The sequence below is a fragment of the Pseudovibrio sp. Tun.PSC04-5.I4 genome (assembly GCF_900104145.1).
Lineage (GTDB): Bacteria > Pseudomonadota > Alphaproteobacteria > Rhizobiales > Stappiaceae > Pseudovibrio.
This window is the reverse complement of the sequence record NZ_FNLB01000004.1, coordinates 106,541-131,715: the sequence shown is the minus strand read 5'-3', so window position 1 is coordinate 131,715 and position 25,175 is coordinate 106,541. Positions and strand designations below refer to the sequence as shown.

Genomic DNA, 25,175 nt, shown 5'->3' with positions numbered 1-25,175 from the left:
TTATGCAACATGGCCGTGCTATGGGCGGTTCGCTGGTATTGTAGATACGGCATCAGTTATCGTGACCTTGAGCAAATGATGGCTGAGCGTGGTGTACGAGTTGACCATGCCACGATTTACAGATGGGTCCAAGCTCACGCTCCGAAGATGGAAAAGCGGTTGCGCTGGCAATGGCGTCGGCCTATCTCCTGCAATTGGCGGGTTAATGAGACCTACATCAAGGTTCGCGGAAAATAGGCGTGTCTGGAGAGCACCCAAAAGTGAGGGCAGCTCGATATTGGCTCACTGACCCTGTTGTAAAGCATTGCGGAATTGCCTGTTTAACGCATACCCACCTCCTTGTTGCAAACCTGCACCCGGCGCTGGACGGGACGCCCAGGCAGTAGTTTGAACAATGGTATCCCGGCATGAAATCTGAAGCGAAAGATCTGACAATCAATAGACTCGCAGCTTAATTACCCCACACTTTTGGGTACTCTCCTGTTTATCTCCGCTCTTCGGGTTTTCGCCCTTTCGCGGCGACCGATTGAATCCGCCCAGTATTGCTCCGATGCTTATCAGCGGCTCTTAACGAGACATGACATCACCTCTTCCATGAGTGTTAAGGGCAATTGCTTTGATAATTCCATGGTGGAAACCGTGTTCAAAACTATTAAGGCAGAAATGTTGTGGCGAACTGTTTTTCAAACGCGGCAAGAAGCAGAAAAGGCACTTGGCCTTTATATTGAAGGCTTTTACAATCCAGTACGCCGCCACTCTGCATTAGGCTATCAATCACCAATTGTGTTCGAGAGACAGCAGAGAAAAATTGAGACAGAGGCTCTCCACTTTTCTTAAGCCAGTCCACTTTTGGTGCTCTCAATAAATCGACACTTTGAATTTCACATGGTCAAACACTGCTTAGTTAGGCATTGTTACGTATGCGCAGAATCATTCTCGGCCAATTGAACATTTTTCTTTCGGTAGTCCGCCTTGGCTCATTGTGATGCCGTTGGTGTGGTGGGGCATCGATCCTTCAACGCCCCGCAGCTTCCATATCAGTGCGCCCATCGCAATTGCTGAGCTAAACCTGTGAAGGATACACGCGGATCGAAATGCTAGCGGGGCCTGTCAAAATAACTCTGGATACGGACAACAATGCCGTGACGGCTGGTCCCGTGGAATTTTGCTTCAGCGATCACTTGTCCGGCCAGGAAGGGCGAGGTGTATAAGTGAGCCTATGATTGTCATCGAAAAGGTATGCAAGGCATACCACCTTAAAAATCGTTCTGAACCAGTGCGTGCACTGGATAATGTGACTAACCATATCGACCGGGGTGAAGTTGTGGTGATCATCGGGCCTTCGGGTTCGGGGAAGTCCACTTTGTTGCGATCATTGAATGGGCTTCAAGGGGTCGACAGCGGGACTATCACCATTGATGGGCAGATTGTTACTGACAAAAAGACCGACATTAACAAGTTGCGCACCGAGGTGGGCATGGTGTTTCAGCATTTTAACTTATTTCAGCACAAGACTGCGCTCGAAAATATCGCGATGCCCCAACGGATTGTGTTGAAACGTGACCGTAAAGAGGCTGAAGAGATCGCCCATGATCTGTTGCGGAAGGTTGGCATTCTAGACCATGCAAACAACTATCCGTCAATGTTATCTGGGGGTCAACAGCAACGGGTGGCGATCGCGCGCTCACTAGCGATGAAACCAAAGGTAATGCTGTTTGATGAGGCGACTTCGGCATTGGATCCGGAAACCGTGGGCGGCATTCTTGGACTTATGCGCGAACTTGCCGCTGAGGGAATGACCATGATCGTCGTGACCCATGAAATGGGTTTTGCGCGTGAAGCAGCGGATCGAGTGATCTTCATGGATGCAGGTGCGGTGATTGAAGAAAATACACCTGACAACTTCTTCGACAATCCGCAATCGGATCGGGCTCAGGAATTTTTGAGGCAGATTCTCTAATACAATCAACCAATATGAAGGAAAATTGTAATGAAACTAAAATCATTCATAGCAGGTGCCGTCGGTAGTGCGGTTATTGCACTGGCGTCAACTGCGTCCTGGGCAGAATCTACAATGGAAAAGATCGTCCGCACCGGTCAGATGACTATTGCCGTTCAGACCCAAGGACCGCCGATCAGTTTTGTCAACAAAAACGGTGACCGTGCCGGACTGGCGATAGAGATTGCGCAAATGATGGCAGACGACATGGCAGTCGAACTGGTCATCAAGGACTTCGATTGGAAAGGTCTAATCCCAGCGCTGCTGTCGGGTAAAGCTGATTTCATCGCCGCTGACATGACCCCGACGGCAAAACGCCACATGCAGATCGTGTTCACTAATCCGGTCTTCTATTCTGAAACCGTCGCGTTTACACCCATGGATTCTCCATATTCTTCCTGGGAGGAGCTCAACACATCTGATGTATCGGTTGCAACTACGCAGGCATCGTCTTGGGCCGAAACTGCACGCAAGGTTCTTCCCAAAGCTCAGCTGAAAGAATTTGCAGGCGGAACTGCACAGACGGTTCAAGCCGTTGCATCGGGCCGGGCCAACGCTGGTTTGTCGGACACGGCCACCATCGCGGGCTTTATTAGCTCGATCGGAGGCCTCAAGGTTCTGGACGGCAAGCTAGCCCGTGAACCGCTTGGGTTTGCCACCCGCCCGGATTCGTTGCACCTACTGAGCGCTCTAGATAATTATGTGCGCCTGATTGAAGCCGATGGTCGTCTTGAGGATCGCCTAGATTACTGGTGGAATTCCATCGCGTGGGAAGCAGATCACAAATAGCCACGACTTTTCGTCCGGGGCAATTAATGTATTGCCCCGGCTCACCATAAAAGGTCCTCTTCCGACCTTATAAGCGGATTTCACATGGAATGGCTGCAATTTTACTTTAACATCAGGATTGTTGGACAATATGCTGACGTGTTCGCCACGGGCATTGTGCAGACGCTTTGGATAGCTGCCTTGTGCCTTGTCCTGTCTCTGATCTTCGGAACATTTATTGCCCTAGGCCGGATGTCGAAGAATCCACTGATTTGGCGGACCATTGCAGGGTACATTCAGTTCATCCGCGCAACTCCACTGCTGATCCAGATTTACCTGATCTATTATGGCCTTCCGATGCTGTTGCCTTTTGGCAATCTCTTTGACGAAACCCAGACCGGCATCATTGCTCTGACCATCCATACCTCGCCCTATATGGGCGAAATCATCCGCGCTGGAATTGAATCGGTTAATCGCGGTCAAGTCGAGGCTGCCCTGTCGGTCGGAATGTCCTCGCGCCAGACTTTGGTCAACGTCACATTGCCACAGGCGCTAACCAATGTAATGCCCCCCCTGTTGGGCCAGACGGCGGTGCTGATCAAGGATACTTCACTGCTATCAATCATCGCCGTTTTTGAACTGATGGGCGCAGGCCTGCAGATGTTCTCGGAAACTGTGATTGCCACCGAAAGCTATGTCACGACAGCAATTTGCTATCTGGGGATCTACGCGATGATGCTAGTTCTGTCTGGTATCCTGCAAAATAAGCTGGGTGGAAAAGCCTGGAAAGAGAACTAGGGAGCAACGACATGGACATGATTGCTGATAAACTTTCCATCCTCCAAAGCCTTTTTCCGTTCTTGTTGAAAGGGCTATGGATGACATTCCAGATCTCGATGATCTCCATAATCGTGGGGTCTCTGATCGGCTTCTGCCTTGGTGTGACTAAGACGTTGGGGTATTTTTTCCTCAACAAATTGATTAACGGATACTTGCATATTCTGCGCGGCTCACCTTATTTGGTCCAGCTTTATATTATCTTCTTCGTGTTGCCATCACTTGGAATTGCGTGGCTGTCCTTTGACGGATATACCGCCGCGATTGTGTCTCTGTCGCTTTACACCTCCAGCTACGTGACGGAAATCGTTGCGTCGGCCATCTTTGTGGTGCCCCGAGGTCAAAGCGAAGCGGCCCGCTCGGTTGGCATGACCTGGGGACAGACCTACCGCAATGTCGTCATCCCGCAGGCGTTGAAATTGACAATCCCGCCTATGGCCAGTGTCTATGTTATCGTCATCAAAAGCACCGCTGTCTTCTCGGTGATTGGTATCGCCGAACTAACACGGCAGGGGGAAGTCGCGATCATGCGCATGCCTGGTGATATTATGTTCATCTATGGCCTGATTGCGGTTTTCTACTTCATCTATTGTTACCCGGTGCTGTGGTTTTCGAAATGGGCAGAAGGACGATTTGGCTCAGTAAGCGCCGAAAATCACTGAGATCGGCATTGCCAAAGCCGTGTTGAAGGAGAACACATAAAAGGGGTCGAGTCCGGTAGGGGGCAGAATGAGACCGTGTTGCAGAAAGAAAATTCAGCTTACAGCTGGCCCTTACCCGTTGAACTCAGGTCGCACTGACACGCTCGAACATCGGCCGTCCAAGTTGGAGAGCACCACAAAGCGTGGGGTATTTGCTGTTTTGGACCATTGATGGGACGGTGGGCCCTGTTGCAAATAATATTCGGATGCCTGATGTTTGGGTAAAGCAAGAGGTATTCCAGTGAGCGGAGATTTCAAATGGCGGCAGCAATGCCACGCTCTAGCAGCATTTCTTCAACTTCGCGCAGGCTCAGCGAGAAACGATGGTAGAGCCAAACGACATGGGCAATGATCTGCGGCGGAAACCGGTGGCGCTTATAACTGATCGGAGCTGAAGTCATGCTACAGAAGTAACCGCGTAGACTGGTGCCAAAGTTAACGTGACAACACCCCAAAAAGTGTGGGGCAGCTCACGAATGGCTCACTGGCCCTGTTGTTAAAGCATTGCGGAACAGCTTGTTTAACGCATACCCACATCTTGCTGTAAACCTGCACCCGGGCGCCGGACGGGACGCTCAGGCAGTAGATTGAACAATAGTATCCCGGCATGAAATCTGAAACGCAAGATCAAGCGTTTGATAAACTCGCCGCCTGATTGCCCCACACTTTTTGGTGCTCTCCAAATACACCGCATGGCTTGAGGGCTTTAAAGATCAAACGTCCAAAACGGTGGAGCTGCGTTATATCCGGCACACCCTAGAGGCGCAGGGCACGTTATTCCTCCGAATGACTTTTAAATTTGCCTTGGAAGGTAACCCAGATGGATATTACGTCGGCCTCAAGTTCTGCAGGTGGTACTTTTAATATAACCCCCAACTCTGATATCGCGAAGGCATCCAAGGAGCCCGCAAGTGGTGCATTCCGTTCAGTTGAGAGCGTAGATCAACTCAGAAAACCAGTGGAAGATCAATTACGACCTTCCCAGTCTTATCAACAGAGCTTTCCGTCCAAAGCCAATGACGCCTCTGAAACTCAAACCGTCAAGAGTCGTATAGAAGAGCGCAGGGAAGCTAAGCGGGAACTCGTAAATGACCTCATTGATCTGATTGAAACCGGACATGGTGGTTCCAGAGCACTGATGGCTGGTGCATTTGAACGAACGACTGAAAAACTAAACGTCCTGATGATCAAGATCGAAGAATCTCCTGCTTTGAAAGACATTGTTAAAACCGGAAAGGGCTTTAAGTCCGCGCCTGATGGCCTCATCAACGTGCTTTCTCGCAGAGATAATATGCATTCCTTTCTGAAAGCACATACCGCGCGCGATATGTATAGTGAGAACTTCTGCCTACAATCGATGGTTTCTGATCTGAAAGAATGGACAGGGAAGGTCATTGATTCCCAAAAGCACAGTTTTGATAAGGGCGCGGCTGCTGATCTGCATCAACGCCTTGAAGCCTCCACTGATGTGGGTGCTGCCGAGTATGCAAAGAATCCGGCAAGTCGTGCCCCTGAGACTCCAGAGGAAGCTGTTCAGTATCTCCACTATGCAGTTGGGCTGTTCGGAAATGACAAGGAATCCTGGACTGACTATGCCAAGGAACCTCTGCAAGACACCTTTCCGTCAATCCAGAATCTGAGCTTTGAGCGCGCACAGGCTGTTTTCGAACGTAAGTCACCAACTGGTGATTATGCGTGAACCTGCTTGAAGTGAGAGATGTAAGAAGACATGGCACACCAACTTGAATCCGCTCTCACGCAAATTGGTGAGAAATGGGGCCTTACGCTAGTGCTGGACAAACAGCATGCCTTGAAACTTACTGACCAAAACGGGACTGTCTGGCAACTTGACCATTACCCAGACAGGGATGCCCTCACATTCTCAGGTATCGTTGATTGCAGGATCCTGTCTAACGATGACTATGCTTTCTGGCTAGGCCTGAACCGGGAGCGTGATTTAATGGGATACTCCTACATCAGCATAGAGGAAGGCTTGGTGTATTTGGAATGCGCCATGCCTGCGAGTGTGTTGGATGCACAACAGCTTGGGAACTTGCTTGAGAATATGAGTGACTTGATGGCGAAACTGACGGCATTTGGAATGCAAAGCAAGATGGAGGCGCCAGAGCAGGTGCAAAGTGGGCGTGATGAAACGCAAAACAGTATGATGTTTTTCAATCTCTAAAACACATAAAGGCCCGGTGTGAACGTCGCTGCGAAAACGGCCACTAGCTGATGTTTCCGTATCGTTTTGGTCGTCTCAATCCTCTGGTGGATGTCATGCGATGCATAAACCTGTTGCCTTAAAAACTGGCTTTGCAACAGGTTTGCATTCACAATAAATGACTGTTTAAGCTAAGGTTGTCATCATGTTGCGCAAATGATCGTTTGTGTTGCTCTTACACTCAAAGTCAGGCGTGGCCAAAATCCCAGCGCCGCTCACACTGGGCCTGATACCAGCAAGCAAGAACAAGATGCAATATATCGAACATACCATGTTGGTGGCTACGCGAAACATATTGCAAAACTAGATTGCTTCGCGCTGGTCTTCTGTAATGAAATTATGCTTATATTTCAATGCCCATTTGCGGGGATACACCCCATACTCGCCGGGTCACTTTTGAACGCTCATTGACAGGTAGGACCTACCACATAGCGCTCAGCCTCTTTTTTGCTGCGTGGCAAGTGGTCACCATTGTCCTTGTGCTCAAACACGGCTGCACCGTTATCTTCCACTTCAATCAAGATCCAGTCATCGGCAAAGTTGGCTTTAGAACTGTCAGTAGAAAGGCGCCCTGACTTTAACGCAGCTTTCCATTGCCGTTTGGCCTGCTTGTCAATCTCTTCTTCTGGCAACTCTCCCTTACGAAAGTCCTCCCACACATCACAGTCTAGGTCGGAAAACTTTGGGGCAGTGACTGCTTTTTGGGAAGAAACGTTGAGGTGTTCACGCAGCACCTTCTTCAACTCCTTTGAGAGAAACTGCAGCTGGTTTACGGTTATAGAATACCGCTCTGCGACCTCCTGGTCAGTCGTATCAGCTCGCATGAGGTCCACGAAGGCCTGATACTTTTGCTCGCCGCTCAGTTGGTTGTGTTTTTTCATCCGTGTGGTCTTCTTGCTCAAATACAAAATGCCTGCGCCCTAAGGGCAAACCAATCTCCGGCTTTGCTGCACATTGTCCAGCCCCGGCTTGTATTAGGTCCTACAATGACATTGCAGCATCACCAGCCATGTCTGTGTTGATGCTGCAATGTTCTCTATCAATCAACTCAGTTCATTTTCAATCGCATTTTGACACCTTTCAGCAAGGCATCTTCTGAATCAATATTCCAAACGTAGGCATTTGAGAACAATCCAGGCGTCTCATCTGCATTATGTTCCAGAACTTCGTGGTCAGTCGAAATTGAAATAACACCGTCTGGATCGTAATCTGATCCCAACAGCGCGGCTAAGTCCTTGGCCTTAAATTTGGAGGACGTAATCAAGATCTCACCATCACTCAGATGTTGTATGCGTAGAAAATTGTCTTTCGATCTTGGTCTTTGCGTGGCAGGAAGGCCGTAGATATAGCCAATATCCGAAATTTCCCGAGTGTCACTCAATTTCACATAAATACGGTTGGTGTCAGTGATCTGGACAGATGTATAGCCTGGTTGTTTTTCAAAATCAGCGACCAGCTCCGACAATAGCTGTTGGAGTTGAGGATCATCCGGTGCGATGGGGCGTCCACCGCTATTCATGACACTGACCAGCTCCTTTAGCGTTCCTTCGAATTCGACTGAAAGCTCATCTCCATAAATTGAGAGATCCGCTTCATATTGTTCTGGAACAACACACGCGGACAAGGCCCCGAAGAGGCCAAAAATTGCTAGGTATTTCAGTGAGTTTTTGTAAAACGACATAGGATTTATACTCTTTGATTGAGGGCGTTGTATCCACCCGTAGTCAGACTTCAATTGGTTACTTGATGCTTTCCAAAAGCCCCTGCAGCCGCGCACCATCAGGGCTGTCCAGCAATGTCACTTTTTCCTGATTGGCTTTGCCCGGATTGATGATCATGTCGTAAGAACTTGTGATCTGTGTACCAGCATCGACGGTGCTGAACCGCAGGACGGCTCGGGCACGAGGTACACCATCACTGTAGGACGCGTGCTGTTTTCGCTCATCACTGTTTGGGGTGAGGATCTGCTCCACGACAACCGTAGTGCCGGCACTGCGAGTAACCTTAAAGCCTCTGCTTTTGAACTCTTCAATCACAGCTTTTTTCGCTTCTGGGATAGTCTTTTGCATCACCACACGAGGCGGTTGTTTTGATGAGACCACAACAGATGTTGTCTGACATGCTGCTAGCATCATGGTTGCGGCAAGAATAACAAATAGCTTTTTCATGGAAATCTCCGTTTGAATGATCCATCCGACTGCGATGGGTCGGATTGGGAATCGAGGTGCAAGGGTGCAGAGCTTTAACGAGTTACGGGCGGTCAGCAGTTAAGGAGACGAGATCCTCAAAGCTTGGGGGGCGGTCGATGCCGGTCATGATCTGAGTGAAGGTTTTGGAGAGCATGGTGCACTGCTTTTCATCAAGCCTTGCCAGCAGTGTTTCAGCGGCTTGTGTGCGGGCCTTGGCAAGTTCGTCAGCTTTTGTCTTGCCATCAATCGTCAGGATCACCTGTACATGACAGCCTTTACGCTTCATGCGCTGTACCAGTTGGCCGTTTTCCAACCAGCCAATGAGCCGTACGGTTGCGGAGTAGCTGAGACCGATTTGCTTTGAGATGGATGCAAGGGAGGGTGCGGAACTTCGTCGCAGAAGCAGCAAGATCGCTGCGGAATTTGCTGGGAGTTCTCCATAGATTTGAACAGCTGCATCTTCTAAAGCGGCGCTGATTGCACAAAGCTGGTCGGCAAGATTATTGGCCTGCACTGTAAAATTCTCCAAATTTATATTTCAAAGCAAAGATTTGATCTCATTTTCGAACATTGATCAGATCGGTTCATTTTCCCGCCATTCAAACCGGGGGAGGCGGGAGGGCCGAGGAGCTTCAGCTCCCTTGTCCTAGACAGCGATCGGGGGCAACGCCCCATTTTTGTGACGGGCCTATTCATCAAGATTTCCCTTGCCGAGCAGCCCAAAAACGGACTTGTGAAGATGCAGATCGCCAACCTGAGCTTTGGCCACGCAGCCGCGCACAAACCCACCATATGAGTTGATCGTTGTCTTCGGATCTGTGCTTCTGCGCTCGGCAATCACAACAATTGTTGCGGCCGCACTTGCTCCCAACCTGTCGCGGGCGTCTTGCCAGGCAGGGGCGGAAATCCCCAGATACCCCGCCGCCAGTTTTGCCGCCTCGACAACAGCAGCCCAGTCGGCTCCACCCGTTTTTGAGGCATTACGGATCATGTCGCGCAACATGGGGCTGGCACAGGCCAGAACCTGTTTGAGGGTGATATGCTCGATACCAGAATTGCAGAAGGTTTCTTGACCTGATGGCGACAAAGGGGAGGGCAGGGGGCCTCGTGCGGACATGCCCTCAAGCTCCTTCAGGTGTTGACCTGCAGGAGCGGTGCTTTCACGCGCAACTTTCTCAAAAGCCATTTCCGCGTTAGCGGCCAGTAGAACTTTCAAGTCATTGCCGTGAGGCAATGCCCGCCTATTACTTCTTTCGTTAGAAAGTGTTTGTTTTGTATTGTTTGTATTTATGTGTCGGAACTTTAGTTCCGACCTGCCGGGAGTCTTCTTCCCACCAAGGGCGGATTTCTGGTCTTTCATGGGCTTTGGTTCGACCTCGCAAGGATGCGCTGCGCTGGTCTCGTTTGAGGCGGCTTCACCTTCAGGAGCAGCAGGCTTTTCGAACGCCTCGATGAGCGCTTTCATCTGCTGGCTCCATTGAACCAGCTGGGTGATCGTCACCCGCGCTTCAATACGTTTTGGCAGACTTTTCAGCAGGCTCATCACCTGGTCAGCAGCCGCATGGCTGGGGTTTAAGGTGAGGCGTTCGCGCAAAACACGTTTGTGGATCTGAACCACAGCTTTTTCCTGCTTCCAGATCAGTGCCCGCTGTTCCTGGCCTTCAACCAAATCCAGAAGACGGTCATAGAGAGCGGCCAGCGGTGCCAGATTAACGCCATAGGCTTCCTTCAGTTCCCCACTCGGGGATCTGTGGCCGTATCGACGTTTGTTGCCGCTGTCATGCCAGCACAGCAATCCAAGGGCGTTTAGTGCTCGTTCAATATTTAAAACCTGACGCTCACTGATGCCGCGCCGGCTCGCGGTCGCACTCACGGTCAGGTAGACAATTGGACTGCTGCCCGATTGCCAATCCTGCAGCCGCGTAAAACCCATCAAGAACTCCAGATACGATATAAGCGCACCTGTTAAGTTCATTGCAAGTCTCGCCCGCTTCAACAAAGAGAGCACATCCCAGTGGCTCACTCCTTCAGGCAATCCTTTAAAGTCTTTTGCAGCCTTTTCGGCCATCTCGTTTTGTTGGCGCGATGTGTTGCCAATCCCGAACAGTCTTGCTGGTTGTTCAGGCATAAAAGTATCAATCTGCATTCCAAAAATTCCGTCTAAACCGGAAGCTTTGAGCCAAATTCAGAGTGAGTAATCCCGTTCGCAAAAAATAATGCGGTCTTCACTCTTGCAATTTTTGGGAGGACGACATAGAAATTCAGGTGCTAATCTTGAATTCTATGTTGTTCTCCCTGGTGGCCTCTGGCTTCCAGGGTTTACTTTTTTAAGGGGCAGTGCCCCGATTGCTCTCATCCTTGATAGAAACATCTGGCCGCTCGGGTGATCTTCAGATCACGTTAGAGGACTGTTTCAGCTGATTTAAATTTCATTCAAATAGTACAAATCTCCCTGCCATTCCAAAAGTAGAAACCCAATCACTTTGTATGTTACGCACATGTTAGCGCCGTAATCCGGTCATTTATTCATGGATCTTTTGTAAAATCCCATGAGGTTCCTAAGTGGTTCTTTTCGTGTCATGACGAATACTTCAAGCTCTTCCTCTCTCACATTATTGATAATCGTAACTCTTACTTATCTGCATTAACTATACTTGAGTTAGCTGTGAACAAAGTAAGAACACGGGCGAAGTTGATTGAGTACAACCTCAGGTTTTTGTAAAATAGAGCCAATGGAGGATGGTTCAAATGCGCAGTATTTTCAGACACATAGCTATCGATTTGAGTTGGTTTATCTCGTGGACCGTTATTTTCGCGCCTGCCTTCTTCATATTGTTCTATGCGATGATCCCCGTTACTTCCGCCATCAATACTTATGCCTTGCTCCCGTTCCCTGTCCCCCACGTAAACGAGCTGTTCGTTCTTTGCGTTCAGATCACGCTCGTTCTGATCCTGTTTTTGATCCCGGGGGTCTCTGAGTTTTTCAGCGATATCAAGCTGGGCGCACGCCGTGCCTCGCAGCGCGAACTGGACCAGATTGAAGCTGCCTTTGCGTACCTTCAACACAGCGCCGATGCCAAGAACATCAAACTGCCGCGCATTGTCTGGCGTGTGGTCTGTCAATGCTGAGTCAAATTTCCCCACATGTGCTGGACGGAAAGTCCTCAGTTTGAGTATTTGGTGACCAGCCTTGTCTGTGGGTCTAACTCTCCTTTTTGGGTGGCCTGCCGCGTCGTTTTGGTGGTGGAGGTGGAGCTATTGAAGCGTTAGCCCGTACGTGCTCTGGCATGAGGTCCGCATGGCTGCGCAACCGATAACTAGCACCTTCGATCTGGATGACGACGGCATGATGCAAAAGCCGATCGAGAAGGGCTGTGGCAATAACGCGATCACCAAAGATCTCACCCCATTCCGCAAAGCCACGGTTTGAGGTGAGGATCATGGATCCCTTTTCATATTTGGCATTGACGAGCTGGAAGAACAAGTTTGCTCCCCCATTGGTAATTGGCAGATAACCGATTTCATCGACGATTAGCAGTGAAGTTCGTGCAAAGAAGCGTAGTTTCTCAGTCAACCGCCCTTCTTTTTCAGCTTTTGCCAAGGCTTCGATGAGGTGAGCTAAAGCAATGCGATACACCCGTTTACCCGCTTTAACGGCTGCAACCCCAAGAGCAGTTGCCAGATGGCTCTTTCCTGTACCAGGTGGACCGAGAAAGTGTACCACTTCATTGCGAGTGATGAACTCCAGTTCGGCTAGAGCCATGATGCGATCCCTGTCCAGCGAGGGCTGGAAGGTAAAGTCGAAGCTTTCCAGTGTTTTTATCGGAGTAAGCCGCGCTGTCGTCAGGGCGACGCCGATACGGCGGCCCTCGCGTGTTGAATATTCTTCATTGAGCAGAGAATCCAGGGCCTCCAGTGCCGTGAGTTCCCCTTGTTCCAATTGGCTCAGCGTGTGGTCGAGCACCTCTAAAGCCCGCGGCATTTTTAAGCCTACCAGTGAAGACTGAATGCGTTTACTGAGCGAACTCATGGCTTACCTCCAGTACTGGCAAGTCGTTGGCCTACCGCTTCATAGAACTCCAGTGGGCGTTGGTTTACACCGCTGTGTTTGGTTGGCTCCGCAGCCAGACGACGGCGCTGTGTTGCCCGTGGAGGAGCCTTGCGATGGCATGGATCAACCCGGCGCTGGTTCTTTCCCTCCATGACCGGATGGGTGGCGATGAGCTGACCGTTTTCATAGATGCGCACCTCTTGCGGGTGATGCTGGACTTCGACCATCCGTTTCTTAACGGTGTCCGGCACTGAATAAAGATTACCTCCAACGGAGACCATGCCATCACGCGTGACCCGCCGCTCCACCAGTAAAACAGCATCATAAGGGTGCGCTGGCAAAGGGATCAGAGCGGGCTGTTCCTCTCCAAAGACCTCGCCCACCACACGGTTGGTGGTGGCATGAACACGGACATTGGCAATTTCCTTGCACCAGCGTGTGAACTGGGCATTAAGATCGTCCAGATCGCGGAACGTACGACCAAGGAAAAAATCCTGCCGGATGTAACGAAATGGCCGCTCCACCTTGCCCTTGGTTTTGGCCCGGTAGGGCTGGCAGGCATCCGGCTGAGCGCCATAATGGTCCAGAAGAGCGACAAGAGCAGGATTAAAAAGAACAGTGCCATCTGGCTCCTCTCCCAGAACGGCTGTCTTCATGCGATCATACAGGACTTCCAGTGTCGCTCCGCCGAAGACCTCAAAGGCCGCGATATGACAACGCAGGACTGTCTCTAGTTTTTGATTGGCACAATAGCGCCCCCACAAAAACCGTGAATTACTCAGCACCATTGAAAACAAAAAGACTTTTCGCACCACATCTGGTTCACTGGTGAACTCCACCTGAAACTCAGCAAAATCTACCTGTGCCTGCTGGCCTGGTGCTGTCTCAAAGCGCCGTTCAAATGCATGCGGAGGAGCTGGACGGATCAGGCGAAGATATTCCGTTACAGTGGAGTAACCGCCCTTAAACCCCAGTGTCTTCAGCTCACGAAGCAAGCGCCGGGCAGATAGACCGGGAAACCGCTCCAGTCGCTCAAGTAAATAGCCTTTGTATTCCTCCAGTACACGCCCGTCACGCTGGCGGGGGCCGTAGACAGGAGCTTCAAGGCCTTGGTGTAAGTATTTGCTGACCGTCTTTCTATCCAGCCCGGCTTTGCGCGCTATGGCACTTACAGACAGTCCCTGCTGCTTCAAATTATGGATCATTACGATCTTCCCTAGATTGACCACTCCTCCACACCCCTTCTTTCCAACAGGAACGTAGAGGAGAGTTTGGCCAACTTTTGTTTGAAGGGGCATGCCCCTTCAAACAAAAGTCAAAGCTGAAAAAGTGGGGAATTTTCAACCAGCGCTTTTGGGGAGAATACATCCAGCACTGACATCCGGCCCGAAATTCACACAGGAAGGACACGACCTGCAACCGCTGAACGCTCCTGCAGGTCGGCTTACGTGCAAGAGCACTTCGGTGGGAGAAACCCCACTAGAGGCCCGATCCTTGACAGCGCTCTCCCCCGTTTTGATGGCGGGAAAATGAAACGCGCAATGAAAGAAATCACGCAAATTAACCCAAATCGAAATCCGATAAACCTCTGAAGTGGAACCATTAATGAAAAAGCTATTTGTTATTATTGCCGCTACCATGATGCTGGCCGCGTGTCAGACAACATCTGTTGTGGTCTCATCAAAACAGCCGCCCCGTGTGGTGATGCAAAAGCCTCTTCCAGCAGCGAAAAAGGCTGTGATTGAAGAGTTCAAAAGCAGAGGCTTCAAAGTTACTCGCAGTGCCGGCACTACGGTTGTCGTGGAGCAGATCCTCACCCCAAACAACGATGAGCGAAAACAGCACGCGTCCTACAGTGATGGTGTACCTCGTGCCCGAGCCGTCCTGCGGTTTAGCACCGTCGATGCTGGTACACAGATCACAAGTTCTTACGACATGATCATCAATCCGGGCAAAGCCAATCAGGAAAAAGTGACATTGCTGGACAGCCCTGATGGTGCGCGGCTGCAGGGGCTTTTGGAAAGCATCAAGTAACCAATCGAAGCCTGACTACGGGTGAATGCAACACCCTCAATCAAAGAATATAAAACCTATGTCGGTTTACAAAAACTCACTGAAATACCTAGCAATTCTCAGTCTCTTCGGTGCCTTGTCCGCGTGTGTTGTTCCAGAACAATATGAAGCGGAGCTCTCAATTTATGGAGATCAGCTTTCAGTAGAATTCGAAGGAACGCTAAAGGAGCTGGTCAGTGTCATGAGTAGCGGTGGACGCCCCATCGCACCGGATGATCCTCAACTCCAAGAGCTTCTGTCGGATCTGGCCGCTGATTTTGAAAAGCAACCAGGCTATACATCTGTCCAGATCACTGACAACAACCGTATTTATGTAAAATTGAGTGACACTCGGGAAATTTCGGATATTGGCTATATCTATGGTCTTCCTGCCACGCAAAGACCGAAATCGAAAGACAACTTTCTACGCATAGAACATCGGAGTGACGGTGAGATCTTGATTACGTCCGCCAAATTTAAGGCCAAGGACTTAGCCGCGCTGTTGGGCTCGGATTACGATCCAGACGGTGTTATTTCGATTTCGACTGACCATGAAGTTCTGGAACATAATGCAGATGAGACGCCTGGATTGCTCTCAAGTTCCTATGTTTGGAATGTTGATTCAGAAGATGCCTTGCTGAAAGGTGTCAAAATGCGATTGAAAATGAACTGAGTTGATTGATAGAGAACATTGCAGCATCACACAGACATGGCTGGTGATGCTGCAATATCATTGTAGGACCTAATACAAGCCGGGGCTGGACAATGTGCAGCAAAGCCGGAGATTGGTTTGCCGTTAGAGCGCAGGCATTTTGTATTTGAGCAAGAAGACCACACGGATGAAAAAACACAACCAATTGAGCGGCGAGCAAAAGTATCAGGCCTTCGTTGACCTCATGCGAGCTGATACGACTGATCAGGAGGTCGCAGAGCGGTATTTTATAACCGTAAACCAGCTGCAGTTTCTCTCAAAGGAGTTGAAGAAGGTGCTGCGCGAACACCTCAACGTTTCTTCCCAAAAAGCAGTCATTGCCCCAAAGTTTTCCGACCTGGACTGTGATGTGTGGGAGGACTTTCGTAAGGGAGAGTTGCCAGAAGAAGAGATTGACAAGCAGGCCAAACGGCAATGGAAAGCTGCGTTAAAGTCAGGGCGCCTTTCTACTGACAGTTCTAAAGCCAACTTTGCCGATGACTGGATCTTGATTGAAGTGGAAGATAACGGTGCTGGCGTGTTTGAGCACAAGGACAATGGTGACCACTTGCCACGCAGCAAAAAAGAGGCCGAGCGCTACGTGGTCGGTCCTATGTCCCAATGAGGCCACTGGGCACCAAGCTGCATATCTGGCCATCTTGAGGTTCAGATAGAGAACGGATTGCACGTTATTTTGGGTAGACCCGTGGTTCACTCTCTGAAATGAACAGGCCCCATCGGAAGGTTTGTTCGTAGGATCCCGTTAAGGCGGAACAATAAATCCTGCCACTTTTGCAGCTTCGAGGGAACTGGGCCTTATTGCCTGTGGTGGGTTACGTTCCTTTGTTGGAACGAACCCAGTTTGGTGGGCGCGGGATCTGTCCTACGTCCCTTTAACAGGCTGTATCCACGATTCAATCAGTGAGGGGTATGTTCAGGATACGTGTAATTTTTTCCGAATGCAGCGATTTTGCTCAGTACGGCTACGAGTTACGACGTTTTGTTTTCAAAGAGAAACGCCCCAGTAGTCGAGAACTTTCCAGACCTTTGCTCGAAGGTAATCCGGACCAGCATGTTCAAGATTTTTACGAATATACGGCTAATCGCTCTAAGATCGTTACAGGTAGTAATCCAATTTCAATATGTGGTAGGCATTGACTCTATATAAATTATATAGTTTATAAAAATAATATAATTTATATAGAGTGTATACATGACCAAATTGACAATCTACCAGAGTATTAAAACGGCAATTTCAAATGCACCTAGAAACCAGCGCACGCTTGAAATTCACTTGCAAATGCTTAAATATGCCGATGACTTACCAGATGTGTCTGGTGTGGAATTTTGCAAGATGACCGAATTGTCGACTAGTTTTGGTGCTGAGTTTAGCAAAATGAGAAATTTAACTAAGCGCTTGAAGAGAGCTGGTCTAGATGTTGGGAAACTCTAAAGCGCTAACAATGGTATTATTCATCAAATCAACATTAGCAAAGCGTGAGTGAATAAAAAATGAATAATAAAGGCCCATCTAAGTGGGCTCTTTATTATTCTCGCAAGAGCGCGAAAATTCCACACAAAGGCCTCCCACGTGCAACGCCCCTAGAGATTTATGCACAAGTCTTGGCCTGGTTTGCATAGGCAAGAGGGCGCTGTTGCATAAATACTCTTCAGGCGTATATTCCGGCTGATAATTCCTTCAGTGAAGATTCACTTTATGCCGTCTAAAACCAATGCCGATCGCCGACATAAGTTTGCCAAAGCCAAATACAAAGTGACGAACTGGTCGAAGTATAATGAAAGCTTGCGTCGTCGCGGCGATGTCACGGTTTGGATTGAAGAGAGCGCTGCCAAGGCTTGGTTTGCACCCGAGAACCAACGACGTGGACGGCCCGCCAAGTTTTCAGAGCTTGCCATTGAAACCTGTTTGCAAATCCGGGTCGTATTCGGTCTTGCTTTGAGGCAGACTCAAGGGTTTGTGAGGTCTGTGTTCCATTTGATGGAGTTGGTTTTACCGGTTCCTGACTTTTCAACCCTGTCGCTCCGCGCAGATGGCTTGAAACTTTCAAATCCCAAACTGCGAACGGGCTCTGAGCCAGTAGCGCTGGTAATCGATAGTACAGGCGTTAAGATCTTTGGTGCCGGAGAATGGCAGGAAACCAAGCATGGAACCAGGATAAAGCGCAGAGCTTGGCGCAAACTTCACCTTGGCCTTGATCTGAATGCCGGCGAAATCGTATGTTCTGAACTGACTGAGGATACGGTTGCCGATCCAACCGCTGTGCCGGATCTGTTGGATCAGGTTGAGGGTCCGGTAGCAACGTTTTTAGGGGATGGCGCTTATGATGGCTTCACGACACGACAGGAAATAGCAAAGCGCTATGACGGTGTTGAGATCATCATTCCACCTCCCAAAACAGCTATCCCCGGCCCACAGGCTGCGACCGCTCCCACTGCTCGCGACCGGGATATTCTTGCCATTCAAAAGAACGGCAGGATGTCTTGGCAAAAGCAAACCGGATATGGCCGAAGGTCTCGAGGCGAAACCTTGATGGGCCGCTTTAAGCAGGTGATCGGGACCACGCTCAGGTCACGAAAGTTGAACAATCAGAGGACAGAGGCAAAACTTGGCGTCGCCGTCCTCAACACAATGACCGCCCTCGGACGCGCCACGGTCGAGAAGGTTTCTGCATGATCAGATGCATGGGATTGGGCAAGTTGCAAGCTAATTTCGAATTGTGCAACAGCGCCCGTCCTGAGCGGGTGGGTACGCTGAACCCAACGAACTCAAGTTTTATAAAACAACAGATATCTGGGTAACGCAAATTAGTGTTCCTGTGAGATTATGCCGACTAAATCGATGAAACGTACGCTCGTCCTTAATGTAAAGGACCACGGAAATGGAGAGTTTCCAGATGGTTACCCCTGCAGAAAGTACAATGAAGGCCACGGATTTATTCGTCAAAGCACTGGAAACAGAGGGCGTAGACCATGTCTTTGGTGTTCCCGGTGAAGAAAATCTGGATTTTGTCGAATCCCTGAGAACCTCCAGCATCAAATTAATCCTCACCCGCCATGAACAAGGAGCTGCTTTCATGGCCGCCACGTATGGCAGGCTTACCGGAAAAGCTGGTGTCTGTCTGGCGACCTTAGGGCCCGGGGCAACCAACTTTGCAACACCGGCAGCTTATGCTCATCTGGGTGGATTTCCATTGATCATGATTACTGGTCAAAAGCCCATCAAGAAATCCAAACAAGGCCAATTCCAAATCATCGACATCGTCAAGTTATTCGAGCCAATTTGTAAGATGTCTAAGCAGATTGTCCATGGAGATACAATTCCGGCTTTGGTGAGGGAAGCTTTCCGTATTGCAGAGGAAGAAAGACCGGGCGCCGTACTGCTGGAGCTTCCTGAAGATATCGCGGAAGAGTCATGCAGCTCAAGTGTGATTGAGCCACACCCACGTTATTACGCAACTGCGGATGATCATGCTCTCTCTGATGCTGTCGAGCTCATCAAGAATGCCAAAATGCCGTTGGTTCTGATTGGAGCAGGGGCAAACAGAAAAAATGTCCGAAGCGAAATTTCAGATTTCATCCATACCACCGGAATTCCGTTTTTTGATACGCAAATGGGCAAAGGTGTTGTTGATGAACGTTCCGACCTGTTTCTTGGCACAGCTGCTCTTTCCGACAATGATTATATGCATTGTGCAATCGATAGATCAGATTTGATCATAAATATCGGCCATGATGTCGTTGAAAAACCTCCGTTTTTTATGGAGGTTGGCGGGAAAAAGGTGATCCATGTCAACTATAAGTCCGCGCAGGTTGACCAGGTTTATTTTCCGCAGGTGGAAGTCGTTGGGGATCTGGCTAACTCAGTTACTCATCTGAAAAACAAACTCGGCACTGACCTGAAGGTCGACATCAGCTACTTCCAAACAATCAAACGTGAAGTTGAAAAACATCTCGCTCAAGGAATTGACGATCCAAGATATCCCATAACCCCCCAAAGGTTCGTGGCTGATACAAGACGCGTAATGGGCGAAAAGGACATCATTGCCCTCGATAACGGGATCTATAAAATCTGGTACGCGCGAAACTATAAGGCATATCAGCCAAATACAGTTCTATTGGACAATGCCCTGGCCACGATGGGGGCTGGGCTGCCTTCTGCGATGATGGCCGCGTTTTTGAACCCTGATCGCCGTGTCATGGCGATCTGTGGAGACGGCGGTTTCATGATGAACAGTCAGGAGATGGAGACTGCTGTCCGGTTGAAGCTCAATCTGGTTATTACAGTACTGAACGACGGCTCATACGGTATGATCCGATGGAAGCAGGTCGCAGCAGGGTTCCAGGATTGGGGATTGGAGTTCTCCAACCCTGACTTTGTGAAATACGCCGAGTGCTATGGAGCGACGGGTCATCGTATAGGTGCTACGGATGATTTAGTGCCTACATTTGAAGCTGCTTTTCAGGCTGGTGGAGTACATCTGATTGATCTGCCGGTAGATTATTCTGAGAACCAAAAGGTTCTGGTAGATGAACTTAAAGCTAAGGTCTGCCTGTTATGAGCAATACAAATTCATCTTGGACTGATCGGGTTATAGAAGTTGTAAATCCATTCGATCAGTTGGTTATTGGCAGTGTAGATCGAAAATCATGGGATGAAGTTGATGCATGTTTATCGGTGGCGCATCAACTTCACATGAACCGGAAAAACTGGATACCTGTCTATCGGCGAATTGAAATATTAAAAAAAGCCGCGACCATAATGCAAACGCGATTTGAAGAACTTGCGTATCAGATTGCAAATGAGGGAGGGAAACCTCTCATTGACGCACGCGTAGAGGTCTCACGGGCGATTGATGGTGTTGAGCTGTGCGCTAGCAATATTATAAGTCTGGCTGGCAGAGAAATCCCGATGGACCTCACCGCTGCAGGAGCTGGCAGGCTGGCATTTACCAGCCGTGAGCCTATTGGTGTCGTGGTCGCAGTCTCGGCTTTCAACCACCCTCTCAATCTGATTGTACATCAGGTTGGCCCAGCTGTTGCAGCCGGGTGCCCGGTATTAGTAAAACCGGCAGATGATACACCTTTGTCCTGCCAATCATTCGTGAACATTCTTTACGAGGCAGGATTGCCCGAGGAATGGTGTTGCTTTGCACCTTGCGATACACCAACCGCCGAGAAGATGGTAACTGATCCACGTGTTGCGTTCTTTAGTTTTATCGGATCTGCCAGGGTTGGTTGGATGCTACGCTCCAAGCTGGCGCAAGGAACCAGATGTGCTTTGGAGCATGGCGGGGCTGCACCTGTGATCATAGATGAAAATGCAGATATTCAGGAGATGATCCCAAAACTTGTTAAGGGAGGGTATTATCACTCCGGTCAGGTTTGTGTGTCCGTTCAAAGGATATATGCCCCAAAGAAATTTGCGGCGAGTATTGGTCAGTTATTGGCTGAAGAAGTTTCCAGACTTGTCGTCGGCAACGCAATCTATGAGCAGACCGAATGCGGTCCGCTCATAAGGCCCCGGGAAGTCAACCGGGTATCGGATTGGGTTGAGGAAGCAAGGCAGGCTGGCGCCAGTGTATTGGCTGGCGGGCAAAAACGAGGAGCAACAACATACGCGCCAACGGTGTTGCTTCGTCCACCACTCGAGGTAAACGTGTCTCAAAAAGAAATTTTTGGCCCTGTCGTTTGCATCTATGATTACGAAGCGATCGAAGATGCATTTACAATGGCAAACAGCCTCCCATTTGCTTTCCAGGCCTCAGTTTTTACCAGTAGTCTTGATACTGCAATGAACGCAATAAGGAACCTGGATGCAACAGCAGTGATGGTCAATGATCATACCGCCTTCCGCGTCGACTGGATGCCTTTCGCAGGGCGCAGGCAATCGGGTTATGGAACAGGTGGCATCGGCTACACAATGCACGACATGACCCATGATAAAATGGCAATCATCAAACTCTGAAGTACATGGGGCGCTGTTGCATAAATACGCTTCAGGCGTATACTCCGGCTGATATTTCCTTCAGTGAAGATTCACTTCATGCCGTTTAAAGCCAATGCTGATCGCCGACATAAGTTTGCCAAAGCCAAATACAAAGTGACGAACTGGTCGAAGTATAATGAAAGCTTGCGTCGTCGCGGCGATGTCACGGTTTGGATTGAAGAGAGCGCTGCCAAGGCTTGGTTTGCACCCGAGAACCAACGACGTGGACGGCCCGCCAAGTTTTCAGAGCTTGCCATTGAAACCTGTTTGCAAATCCGGGTCGTATTCGGTCTTGCTTTGAGGCAGACTCAAGGGTTTGTGAGGTCTGTGTTCCATTTGATGGAGTTGGTTTTACCGGTTCCTGACTTTTCAACCCTGTCGCTCCGCGCAGATGGCTTGAAACTTTCAAACCCCAAACCACGAACGAACTCAGAGCCAGTAGAGCTGGTAATCGATAGTACAGGCGTTAAGATCTTTGGTGCCGGAGAATGGCAGGAAACCAAGCATGGAACCAGGATAAAGCGCAGAGCTTGGCGCAAACTTCACCTTGGCCTTGATCTGAATGCCGGCGAAATCGTATGTTCTGAACTGACTAAGGATACGGTTGCCGATCCAACCGCTGTGCCGGATCTGTTGGATCAGGTTGAGGGTCCGGTGGCAACGTTTTTAGGGGATGGCGCTTATGATGGCTTCACGACACGACAGGAAATAGCAAAGCGCTATGACGGTGTTGAGATCATCATTCCACCTCCCAAAACAGCTATCCCCGGCCCACAGGCTGCGACCGCTCCCACTGCTCGCGACCGGGATATTCTTGCCATTCAAAAGAACGGCAGGATGTCTTGGCAAAAGCAAACCGGATATGGCCGAAGGTCTCGAGGCGAAACCTTGATGGGCCGCTTTAAGCAGGTGATCGGGACCACGCTCAGGTCACGAAAGTTGAACAATCAGAGGACAGAGGCAAAACTTGGCGTCGCCGTCCTCAACACAATGACCGCCCTCGGACGCGCTGCGTTCGAGAAGGTTTCTGCATGATCAGATGCATGGGATTGGGCAAGCTGCAAGCTAATTTCGAATTGTGCAACAGCGCCCTGAAAGGCAACCAGAAAAAGGCGCACCGGGAAGTCCAGCGTTATTTTAAGGAGAATGCCTTCGACGTGCCGGCTAAAATTCGTCCGATTGCCGATTGCCGATGCCTTTGACGATAGTCATGGGCGCACGACCCGTCGCCGCGCCTTTGTCTGCGAGGACATCAGCGCACTGGAAACGATGAAGGGCTGGCCCAAACTGGCACAGGTTATGGCCGTTGAGACGATTACATCAATCAATAACATCCATGGCGGCGGCAGCTCAAAAGTCACTGCCGACATCCGCTACTTTCTTACCAGTGCCGAGGCCTCGCCGACAGTCATTGCTGCAGCGGTCCGTAACCACTGGGCCATCGAAAACAGTCTTCACTGGGTGCTTGATGTGGGCTTTCGCGAGGTTGACAGCCGGATCCGCGACCGCAACGCCGCTGCAAACTTAAGTGTACTGAGGAAGATCGCTATCAATCTGGTCAAAGCCAATACAACGCGGAAGGGCAGCATCAAAAGAAGGAGAAAAACGGCGGGCTGGAACAATGATTACATGCAAGAAATCATTGAAATGTAGTTTCATGCGTTAGCCCTGCGGCGCGACCGGGATATTCTTGCCATTCAAGAGGGCGGCAGAATGTCTTGGCAAAAGCAGACTGGATATGGTCGGCGGGCACGGGGAGAAACCTTAATGGGGCGCTTTAAGCGGGTGATCGGGGCCACGCTCAAGTCACGAAAGTTTAACAATTAGAGGACGGAGGCGAAAGTTGCTGTCTCCGTTCTTAATAAGATGACAGCCTTGGGACGTCTGCGTTCCAGCGTGTTTCATGATGCCCAGGTTCATGGGTTTGGGCAAGCTGTGAGCCCATTTCGAATTACGCAACACAGCCCCTCAACATAATGACCGCTCTCGGACGTCCCACGTTCGAACTCGTCAACGCGACCTGAATTAGGCGAGTAAGGGTGAGCTGTAAGAAAAAGTTGAGTTACGCAACAATGCCGCAAAAATCAATTGCCTAAGATATTACAGGGTGTCATCTTCACAAATGGCAACGAGAGTGATGCAAACCAAAATCACGCGGCGTGAAACCCATCACCAACTTTTGCGGTTAGCTCGAAAATACAGCCTCGGACCCGTGCGGGTTCAGCAGAGCCGCGGCTGAATAAATAAACTGGAAGAATATCAATATGAAACAGGCTGTTACCCCGACAGTTATTATGCCACCGCTCTGGGGGACGTGGACTGTCGTGCACGATTGCAGGGAAACGTGGCCGCTGATGTCTGTGTGATTGGCGCAGGTCTTGCGGGCCTGACGACTGCGCTGGAGTTGTTGCGTGGAGGCAAGTCGGTCGTGCTGCTTGATGCCAAGCGCATCGGGTGGGGCGCATCAGGGCGAAGTGGCGGATTTGTCTCTGGAGGCTTTTCCGATTCAGCGGAAAAGCTGATGCAACGACTTGGCGATAAGGATGGGCACGAAGCTTATCAATTATCCATGGATGGGGCCCGATATGTTCGACAGGCCATTGTGGATCTAAAGATGGCCAATGTTTTTCAGGGAGAGGGGTGTTACAATGTCTATCGCTACAGGAACCAGCAACGGGCACACGACAAGCAAGCGGCGGCACAGAAAACATTCGCACAGAAACTGGATTTCTTGGAAACCACGCAAATCCGCGAAATCCTACAAAGCCAAGCCTATCATCATGCACTGTTCAACCCAGAGGCATTCCACATCGACCCGTTGAAATACTGTCATGGTCTGGCCTCGGAAATCGAACGTCTTGGGGGGCAGATCTTTGAGCAGAGCGCGGCCAGATCTCTGGAGAGGGTGAAACCCGGCTGGAGCGTATTAGGGGCGCAAGGTTCTGTCAGAGCTGAACATGTGGTTTTGTGCACCAGTGCTTATGATTTTAGGTTGTATCCGAAAGTTTCGCGGGCCATGCAACCTATCGCTACCTATGTCATGGCGACCCACCCAGACAAGAAGCTGTTTGCAGATGCTATTCAAACGGGTTCTGGGGTTATCGATATGCGACGGGCGGCAGATTATTACCGCCGCCTTCCAGATGGGCGGCTTTTATGGGGCGGCCGCATCACCACACGACAAGACGTACCGCAGCGGTTGTCCGACACCATGACTGGTGACATGCTGTCTGTCTACCCACAACTGGGGCGGGTACGGTTAAGTCACGTTTGGTCTGGGCTGATGGGGTATGCGGTACACAAGATGCCGCTGATTGGACAGATTGAGAGTGGGCTTTGGATGGCCACCGCTTTTGGTGGCCATGGGCTGAACACGACGGCAATGGGTGGGCGCCTGATCGCCGGGGCAATAGCGCAAAGCGATGACCGTTACAAGCTGTTCTCAAGCTATAGGCACGATTGGGCCGGAGGGATGATCGGACGGGCAGGTGTACAGTTGGTCTATTGGGGTATGCGCGTTGGCGACCACATAGAAGAGCGCCGCGGTCGCAGCAAGAAAGTGACGGCCTAACACAATAGGTTTTCTGGTGTTGTCACGTTAAGTTTGATTTGACCGCAAAACCCAGACTGAGCACACTTCATGCGTCCATCCTCGG

At 50.0% G+C, this 25,175-nt stretch carries 25 protein-coding genes and 3 pseudogenes; 20 read left to right on the top strand and 8 right to left on the bottom strand.

Features of this window, described 5'->3' with window-relative positions; translation table 11 throughout:
* Positions 1–9 precede the first annotated feature (9 nt).
* The 6 genes and pseudogenes from BLS62_RS04305 to BLS62_RS04280 all read left to right on the top strand — a co-directional run.
* Positions 10–234: pseudogene (locus tag BLS62_RS04305) on the top strand (IS6 family transposase); the annotation flags it as partial.
* A 300-nt stretch (positions 235–534) separates the two neighbouring features.
* A pseudogene (locus BLS62_RS04300) lies at positions 535–837 on the top strand (integrase core domain-containing protein); the annotation flags it as partial.
* A 382-nt stretch (positions 838–1,219) separates the two neighbouring features.
* Complete coding sequence (locus BLS62_RS04295; protein ID WP_093177470.1) at positions 1,220–1,960, top strand: amino acid ABC transporter ATP-binding protein; 741 nt, start codon at positions 1,220–1,222, stop codon at positions 1,958–1,960.
* A gap of 30 nt (positions 1,961–1,990) precedes the next feature.
* Positions 1,991–2,788: a transporter substrate-binding domain-containing protein gene (locus BLS62_RS04290; RefSeq protein WP_093177467.1), complete on the top strand. Its 798-nt coding sequence runs from the start codon at positions 1,991–1,993 to the stop codon at positions 2,786–2,788.
* Positions 2,789–2,872: 84 nt separating this feature from the next.
* Positions 2,873–3,565, top strand: coding sequence for an amino acid ABC transporter permease (locus tag BLS62_RS04285; RefSeq protein ID WP_093177464.1), 693 nt, complete (start codon positions 2,873–2,875; stop codon positions 3,563–3,565).
* Between the two features lie 11 nt (positions 3,566–3,576).
* Positions 3,577–4,266, top strand: coding sequence for an amino acid ABC transporter permease (locus BLS62_RS04280; RefSeq protein WP_093177461.1), 690 nt, complete (start codon positions 3,577–3,579; stop codon positions 4,264–4,266).
* A gap of 308 nt (positions 4,267–4,574) precedes the next feature.
* Here the strand turns inward: BLS62_RS04280 and BLS62_RS04275 are convergent.
* Positions 4,575–4,706: pseudogene (locus tag BLS62_RS04275) on the bottom strand (IS6 family transposase); the annotation flags it as partial.
* Positions 4,707–5,125: 419 nt separating this feature from the next.
* On the opposite strand from BLS62_RS04275, the gene BLS62_RS04270 reads away from it, so the two are divergent.
* Complete coding sequence (locus BLS62_RS04270; protein WP_093177458.1) at positions 5,126–6,004, top strand: hypothetical protein; 879 nt, start codon at positions 5,126–5,128, stop codon at positions 6,002–6,004.
* Positions 6,005–6,034: 30 nt separating this feature from the next.
* Complete coding sequence (locus tag BLS62_RS04265; protein ID WP_093177455.1) at positions 6,035–6,490, top strand: type III secretion system chaperone family protein; 456 nt, start codon at positions 6,035–6,037, stop codon at positions 6,488–6,490.
* Between the two features lie 443 nt (positions 6,491–6,933).
* On the opposite strand, the gene BLS62_RS04260 is transcribed toward BLS62_RS04265, so the two are convergent.
* From BLS62_RS04260 to repC, 5 genes are all read right to left on the bottom strand, one after another.
* Positions 6,934–7,410, bottom strand: coding sequence for a hypothetical protein (locus BLS62_RS04260; RefSeq protein WP_093177452.1), 477 nt, complete (start codon positions 7,408–7,410; stop codon positions 6,934–6,936).
* A gap of 167 nt (positions 7,411–7,577) precedes the next feature.
* Positions 7,578–8,210 carry a hypothetical protein gene (locus tag BLS62_RS04255; RefSeq protein WP_093177449.1) on the bottom strand — a complete coding sequence of 211 codons (633 nt, stop codon included), beginning with the start codon at positions 8,208–8,210 and terminating at the stop codon, positions 7,578–7,580.
* A gap of 58 nt (positions 8,211–8,268) precedes the next feature.
* Positions 8,269–8,697, bottom strand: a complete 429-nt coding sequence (locus BLS62_RS04250) for a putative periplasmic lipoprotein (RefSeq protein WP_093177446.1) — start codon at positions 8,695–8,697, stop codon at positions 8,269–8,271.
* Positions 8,698–8,779: 82 nt separating this feature from the next.
* Positions 8,780–9,232 (bottom strand): hypothetical protein, encoded by a 453-nt coding sequence (locus BLS62_RS04245; RefSeq protein WP_093177443.1) that lies wholly within the window; start codon positions 9,230–9,232, stop codon positions 8,780–8,782.
* 174 nt (positions 9,233–9,406) lie between these two features.
* Positions 9,407–10,846 (bottom strand): plasmid replication protein RepC, encoded by a 1,440-nt coding sequence (gene repC / locus BLS62_RS04240; protein WP_159436493.1) that lies wholly within the window; start codon positions 10,844–10,846, stop codon positions 9,407–9,409.
* A 620-nt stretch (positions 10,847–11,466) separates the two neighbouring features.
* Here repC and BLS62_RS30705 point away from each other — a divergent pair.
* Positions 11,467–11,847, top strand: a complete 381-nt coding sequence (locus tag BLS62_RS30705; RefSeq protein WP_143521508.1) for a hypothetical protein — start codon at positions 11,467–11,469, stop codon at positions 11,845–11,847.
* Positions 11,848–11,920: 73 nt separating this feature from the next.
* Here BLS62_RS30705 and istB read toward each other — a convergent pair whose 3' ends face one another.
* Positions 11,921–12,748: an IS21-like element helper ATPase IstB gene (istB, locus tag BLS62_RS04230; protein ID WP_093175407.1), complete on the bottom strand. Its 828-nt coding sequence runs from the start codon at positions 12,746–12,748 to the stop codon at positions 11,921–11,923.
* On the bottom strand, positions 12,745–13,998 hold the full coding sequence (gene istA, locus BLS62_RS04225; RefSeq protein WP_093176876.1) for an IS21 family transposase: 1,254 nt from the start codon (positions 13,996–13,998) through the stop codon (positions 12,745–12,747). Before istA ends, istB begins: the two co-directional genes overlap by 4 nt.
* Positions 13,999–14,374: 376 nt before the next feature.
* Here istA and BLS62_RS04215 point away from each other — a divergent pair, with 376 nt between their 5' ends.
* The 11 genes from BLS62_RS04215 to BLS62_RS04170 all read left to right on the top strand — a co-directional run bounded on the left by BLS62_RS04215 (position 14,375) and on the right by BLS62_RS04170 (position 25,090).
* Positions 14,375–14,803, top strand: coding sequence for a putative periplasmic lipoprotein (locus BLS62_RS04215; protein ID WP_093177432.1), 429 nt, complete (start codon positions 14,375–14,377; stop codon positions 14,801–14,803).
* A 58-nt stretch (positions 14,804–14,861) separates the two neighbouring features.
* Positions 14,862–15,494, top strand: coding sequence for a hypothetical protein (locus BLS62_RS04210; RefSeq protein WP_093177429.1), 633 nt, complete (start codon positions 14,862–14,864; stop codon positions 15,492–15,494).
* A gap of 166 nt (positions 15,495–15,660) precedes the next feature.
* Positions 15,661–16,137, top strand: a complete 477-nt coding sequence (locus BLS62_RS04205) for a hypothetical protein (RefSeq protein ID WP_093177426.1) — start codon at positions 15,661–15,663, stop codon at positions 16,135–16,137.
* Positions 16,138–16,725: 588 nt separating this feature from the next.
* The gene (locus tag BLS62_RS04200) at positions 16,726–16,965 is read left to right on the top strand and encodes an HTH-like domain-containing protein (RefSeq protein ID WP_093177423.1); all 240 of its coding nucleotides are present in this window, start codon (positions 16,726–16,728) and stop codon (positions 16,963–16,965) included.
* Positions 16,966–17,229: 264 nt separating this feature from the next.
* Positions 17,230–18,207 (top strand): IS5 family transposase, encoded by a 978-nt coding sequence (locus tag BLS62_RS04195; RefSeq protein ID WP_093177420.1) that lies wholly within the window; start codon positions 17,230–17,232, stop codon positions 18,205–18,207.
* A gap of 220 nt (positions 18,208–18,427) precedes the next feature.
* Complete coding sequence (locus BLS62_RS04190) at positions 18,428–20,092, top strand: acetolactate synthase large subunit (RefSeq protein ID WP_200798462.1); 1,665 nt, start codon at positions 18,428–18,430, stop codon at positions 20,090–20,092.
* On the top strand, positions 20,089–21,498 hold the full coding sequence (locus tag BLS62_RS04185) for an aldehyde dehydrogenase family protein (protein WP_093177417.1): 1,410 nt from the start codon (positions 20,089–20,091) through the stop codon (positions 21,496–21,498). The genes BLS62_RS04190 and BLS62_RS04185 overlap by 4 nt, the downstream gene beginning before the upstream one ends.
* 63 nt (positions 21,499–21,561) lie before the next feature.
* Positions 21,562–22,554 (top strand): IS5 family transposase, encoded by a 993-nt coding sequence (locus BLS62_RS04180; protein ID WP_244283504.1) that lies wholly within the window; start codon positions 21,562–21,564, stop codon positions 22,552–22,554.
* Between the two features lie 8 nt (positions 22,555–22,562).
* On the top strand, positions 22,563–22,721 hold the full coding sequence (locus tag BLS62_RS31000) for a hypothetical protein (RefSeq protein WP_159436492.1): 159 nt from the start codon (positions 22,563–22,565) through the stop codon (positions 22,719–22,721).
* On the top strand, positions 22,699–23,172 hold the full coding sequence (locus BLS62_RS04175; protein WP_159436491.1) for an ISAs1 family transposase: 474 nt from the start codon (positions 22,699–22,701) through the stop codon (positions 23,170–23,172). The genes BLS62_RS31000 and BLS62_RS04175 overlap by 23 nt, the downstream gene beginning before the upstream one ends.
* Positions 23,173–23,863: 691 nt before the next feature.
* Positions 23,864–25,090, top strand: a complete 1,227-nt coding sequence (locus BLS62_RS04170; RefSeq protein ID WP_159436490.1) for an NAD(P)/FAD-dependent oxidoreductase — start codon at positions 23,864–23,866, stop codon at positions 25,088–25,090.
* The last annotated feature ends 85 nt before the right edge of the window (positions 25,091–25,175 follow it).

Bases quoted from the DNA above. Each gene is read 5' to 3' on its own strand.
- BLS62_RS04200 (WP_093177423.1), top strand. From the start codon at position 16,726: ATGACCAAATTGACAATCTACCAGAGTATTAAAACGGCAATTTCAAAT.
- BLS62_RS04295 (WP_093177470.1), top strand. From the start codon at position 1,220: ATGATTGTCATCGAAAAGGTATGCAAGGCATACCACCTTAAAAATCGT.
- BLS62_RS04210 (WP_093177429.1), top strand. From the start codon at position 14,862: ATGTCGGTTTACAAAAACTCACTGAAATACCTAGCAATTCTCAGTCTC.
- BLS62_RS04250 (WP_093177446.1), bottom strand. From the start codon at position 8,697: ATGAAAAAGCTATTTGTTATTCTTGCCGCAACCATGATGCTAGCAGCA.
- BLS62_RS04285 (WP_093177464.1), top strand. From the start codon at position 2,873: ATGGAATGGCTGCAATTTTACTTTAACATCAGGATTGTTGGACAATAT.
- BLS62_RS04185 (WP_093177417.1), top strand. From the start codon at position 20,089: ATGAGCAATACAAATTCATCTTGGACTGATCGGGTTATAGAAGTTGTA.
- BLS62_RS04260 (WP_093177452.1), bottom strand. From the start codon at position 7,410: ATGAAAAAACACAACCAACTGAGCGGCGAGCAAAAGTATCAGGCCTTC.
- istB (WP_093175407.1), bottom strand. From the start codon at position 12,748: ATGAGTTCGCTCAGTAAACGCATTCAGTCTTCACTGGTAGGCTTAAAA.
- BLS62_RS04205 (WP_093177426.1), top strand. From the start codon at position 15,661: ATGAAAAAACACAACCAATTGAGCGGCGAGCAAAAGTATCAGGCCTTC.
- repC (WP_159436493.1), bottom strand. From the start codon at position 10,846: ATGCCTGAACAACCAGCAAGACTGTTCGGGATTGGCAACACATCGCGC.
- BLS62_RS04265 (WP_093177455.1), top strand. From the start codon at position 6,035: ATGGCACACCAACTTGAATCCGCTCTCACGCAAATTGGTGAGAAATGG.
- BLS62_RS04255 (WP_093177449.1), bottom strand. From the start codon at position 8,210: ATGTCGTTTTACAAAAACTCACTGAAATACCTAGCAATTTTTGGCCTC.
- BLS62_RS04190 (WP_200798462.1), top strand. From the start codon at position 18,428: ATGGTTACCCCTGCAGAAAGTACAATGAAGGCCACGGATTTATTCGTC.
- BLS62_RS30705 (WP_143521508.1), top strand. From the start codon at position 11,467: ATGCGCAGTATTTTCAGACACATAGCTATCGATTTGAGTTGGTTTATC.
- BLS62_RS04195 (WP_093177420.1), top strand. From the start codon at position 17,230: ATGCCGTCTAAAACCAATGCCGATCGCCGACATAAGTTTGCCAAAGCC.
- BLS62_RS04270 (WP_093177458.1), top strand. From the start codon at position 5,126: ATGGATATTACGTCGGCCTCAAGTTCTGCAGGTGGTACTTTTAATATA.
- BLS62_RS31000 (WP_159436492.1), top strand. From the start codon at position 22,563: ATGGGATTGGGCAAGCTGCAAGCTAATTTCGAATTGTGCAACAGCGCC.
- BLS62_RS04215 (WP_093177432.1), top strand. From the start codon at position 14,375: ATGAAAAAGCTATTTGTTATTATTGCCGCTACCATGATGCTGGCCGCG.
- BLS62_RS04280 (WP_093177461.1), top strand. From the start codon at position 3,577: ATGGACATGATTGCTGATAAACTTTCCATCCTCCAAAGCCTTTTTCCG.
- BLS62_RS04290 (WP_093177467.1), top strand. From the start codon at position 1,991: ATGAAACTAAAATCATTCATAGCAGGTGCCGTCGGTAGTGCGGTTATT.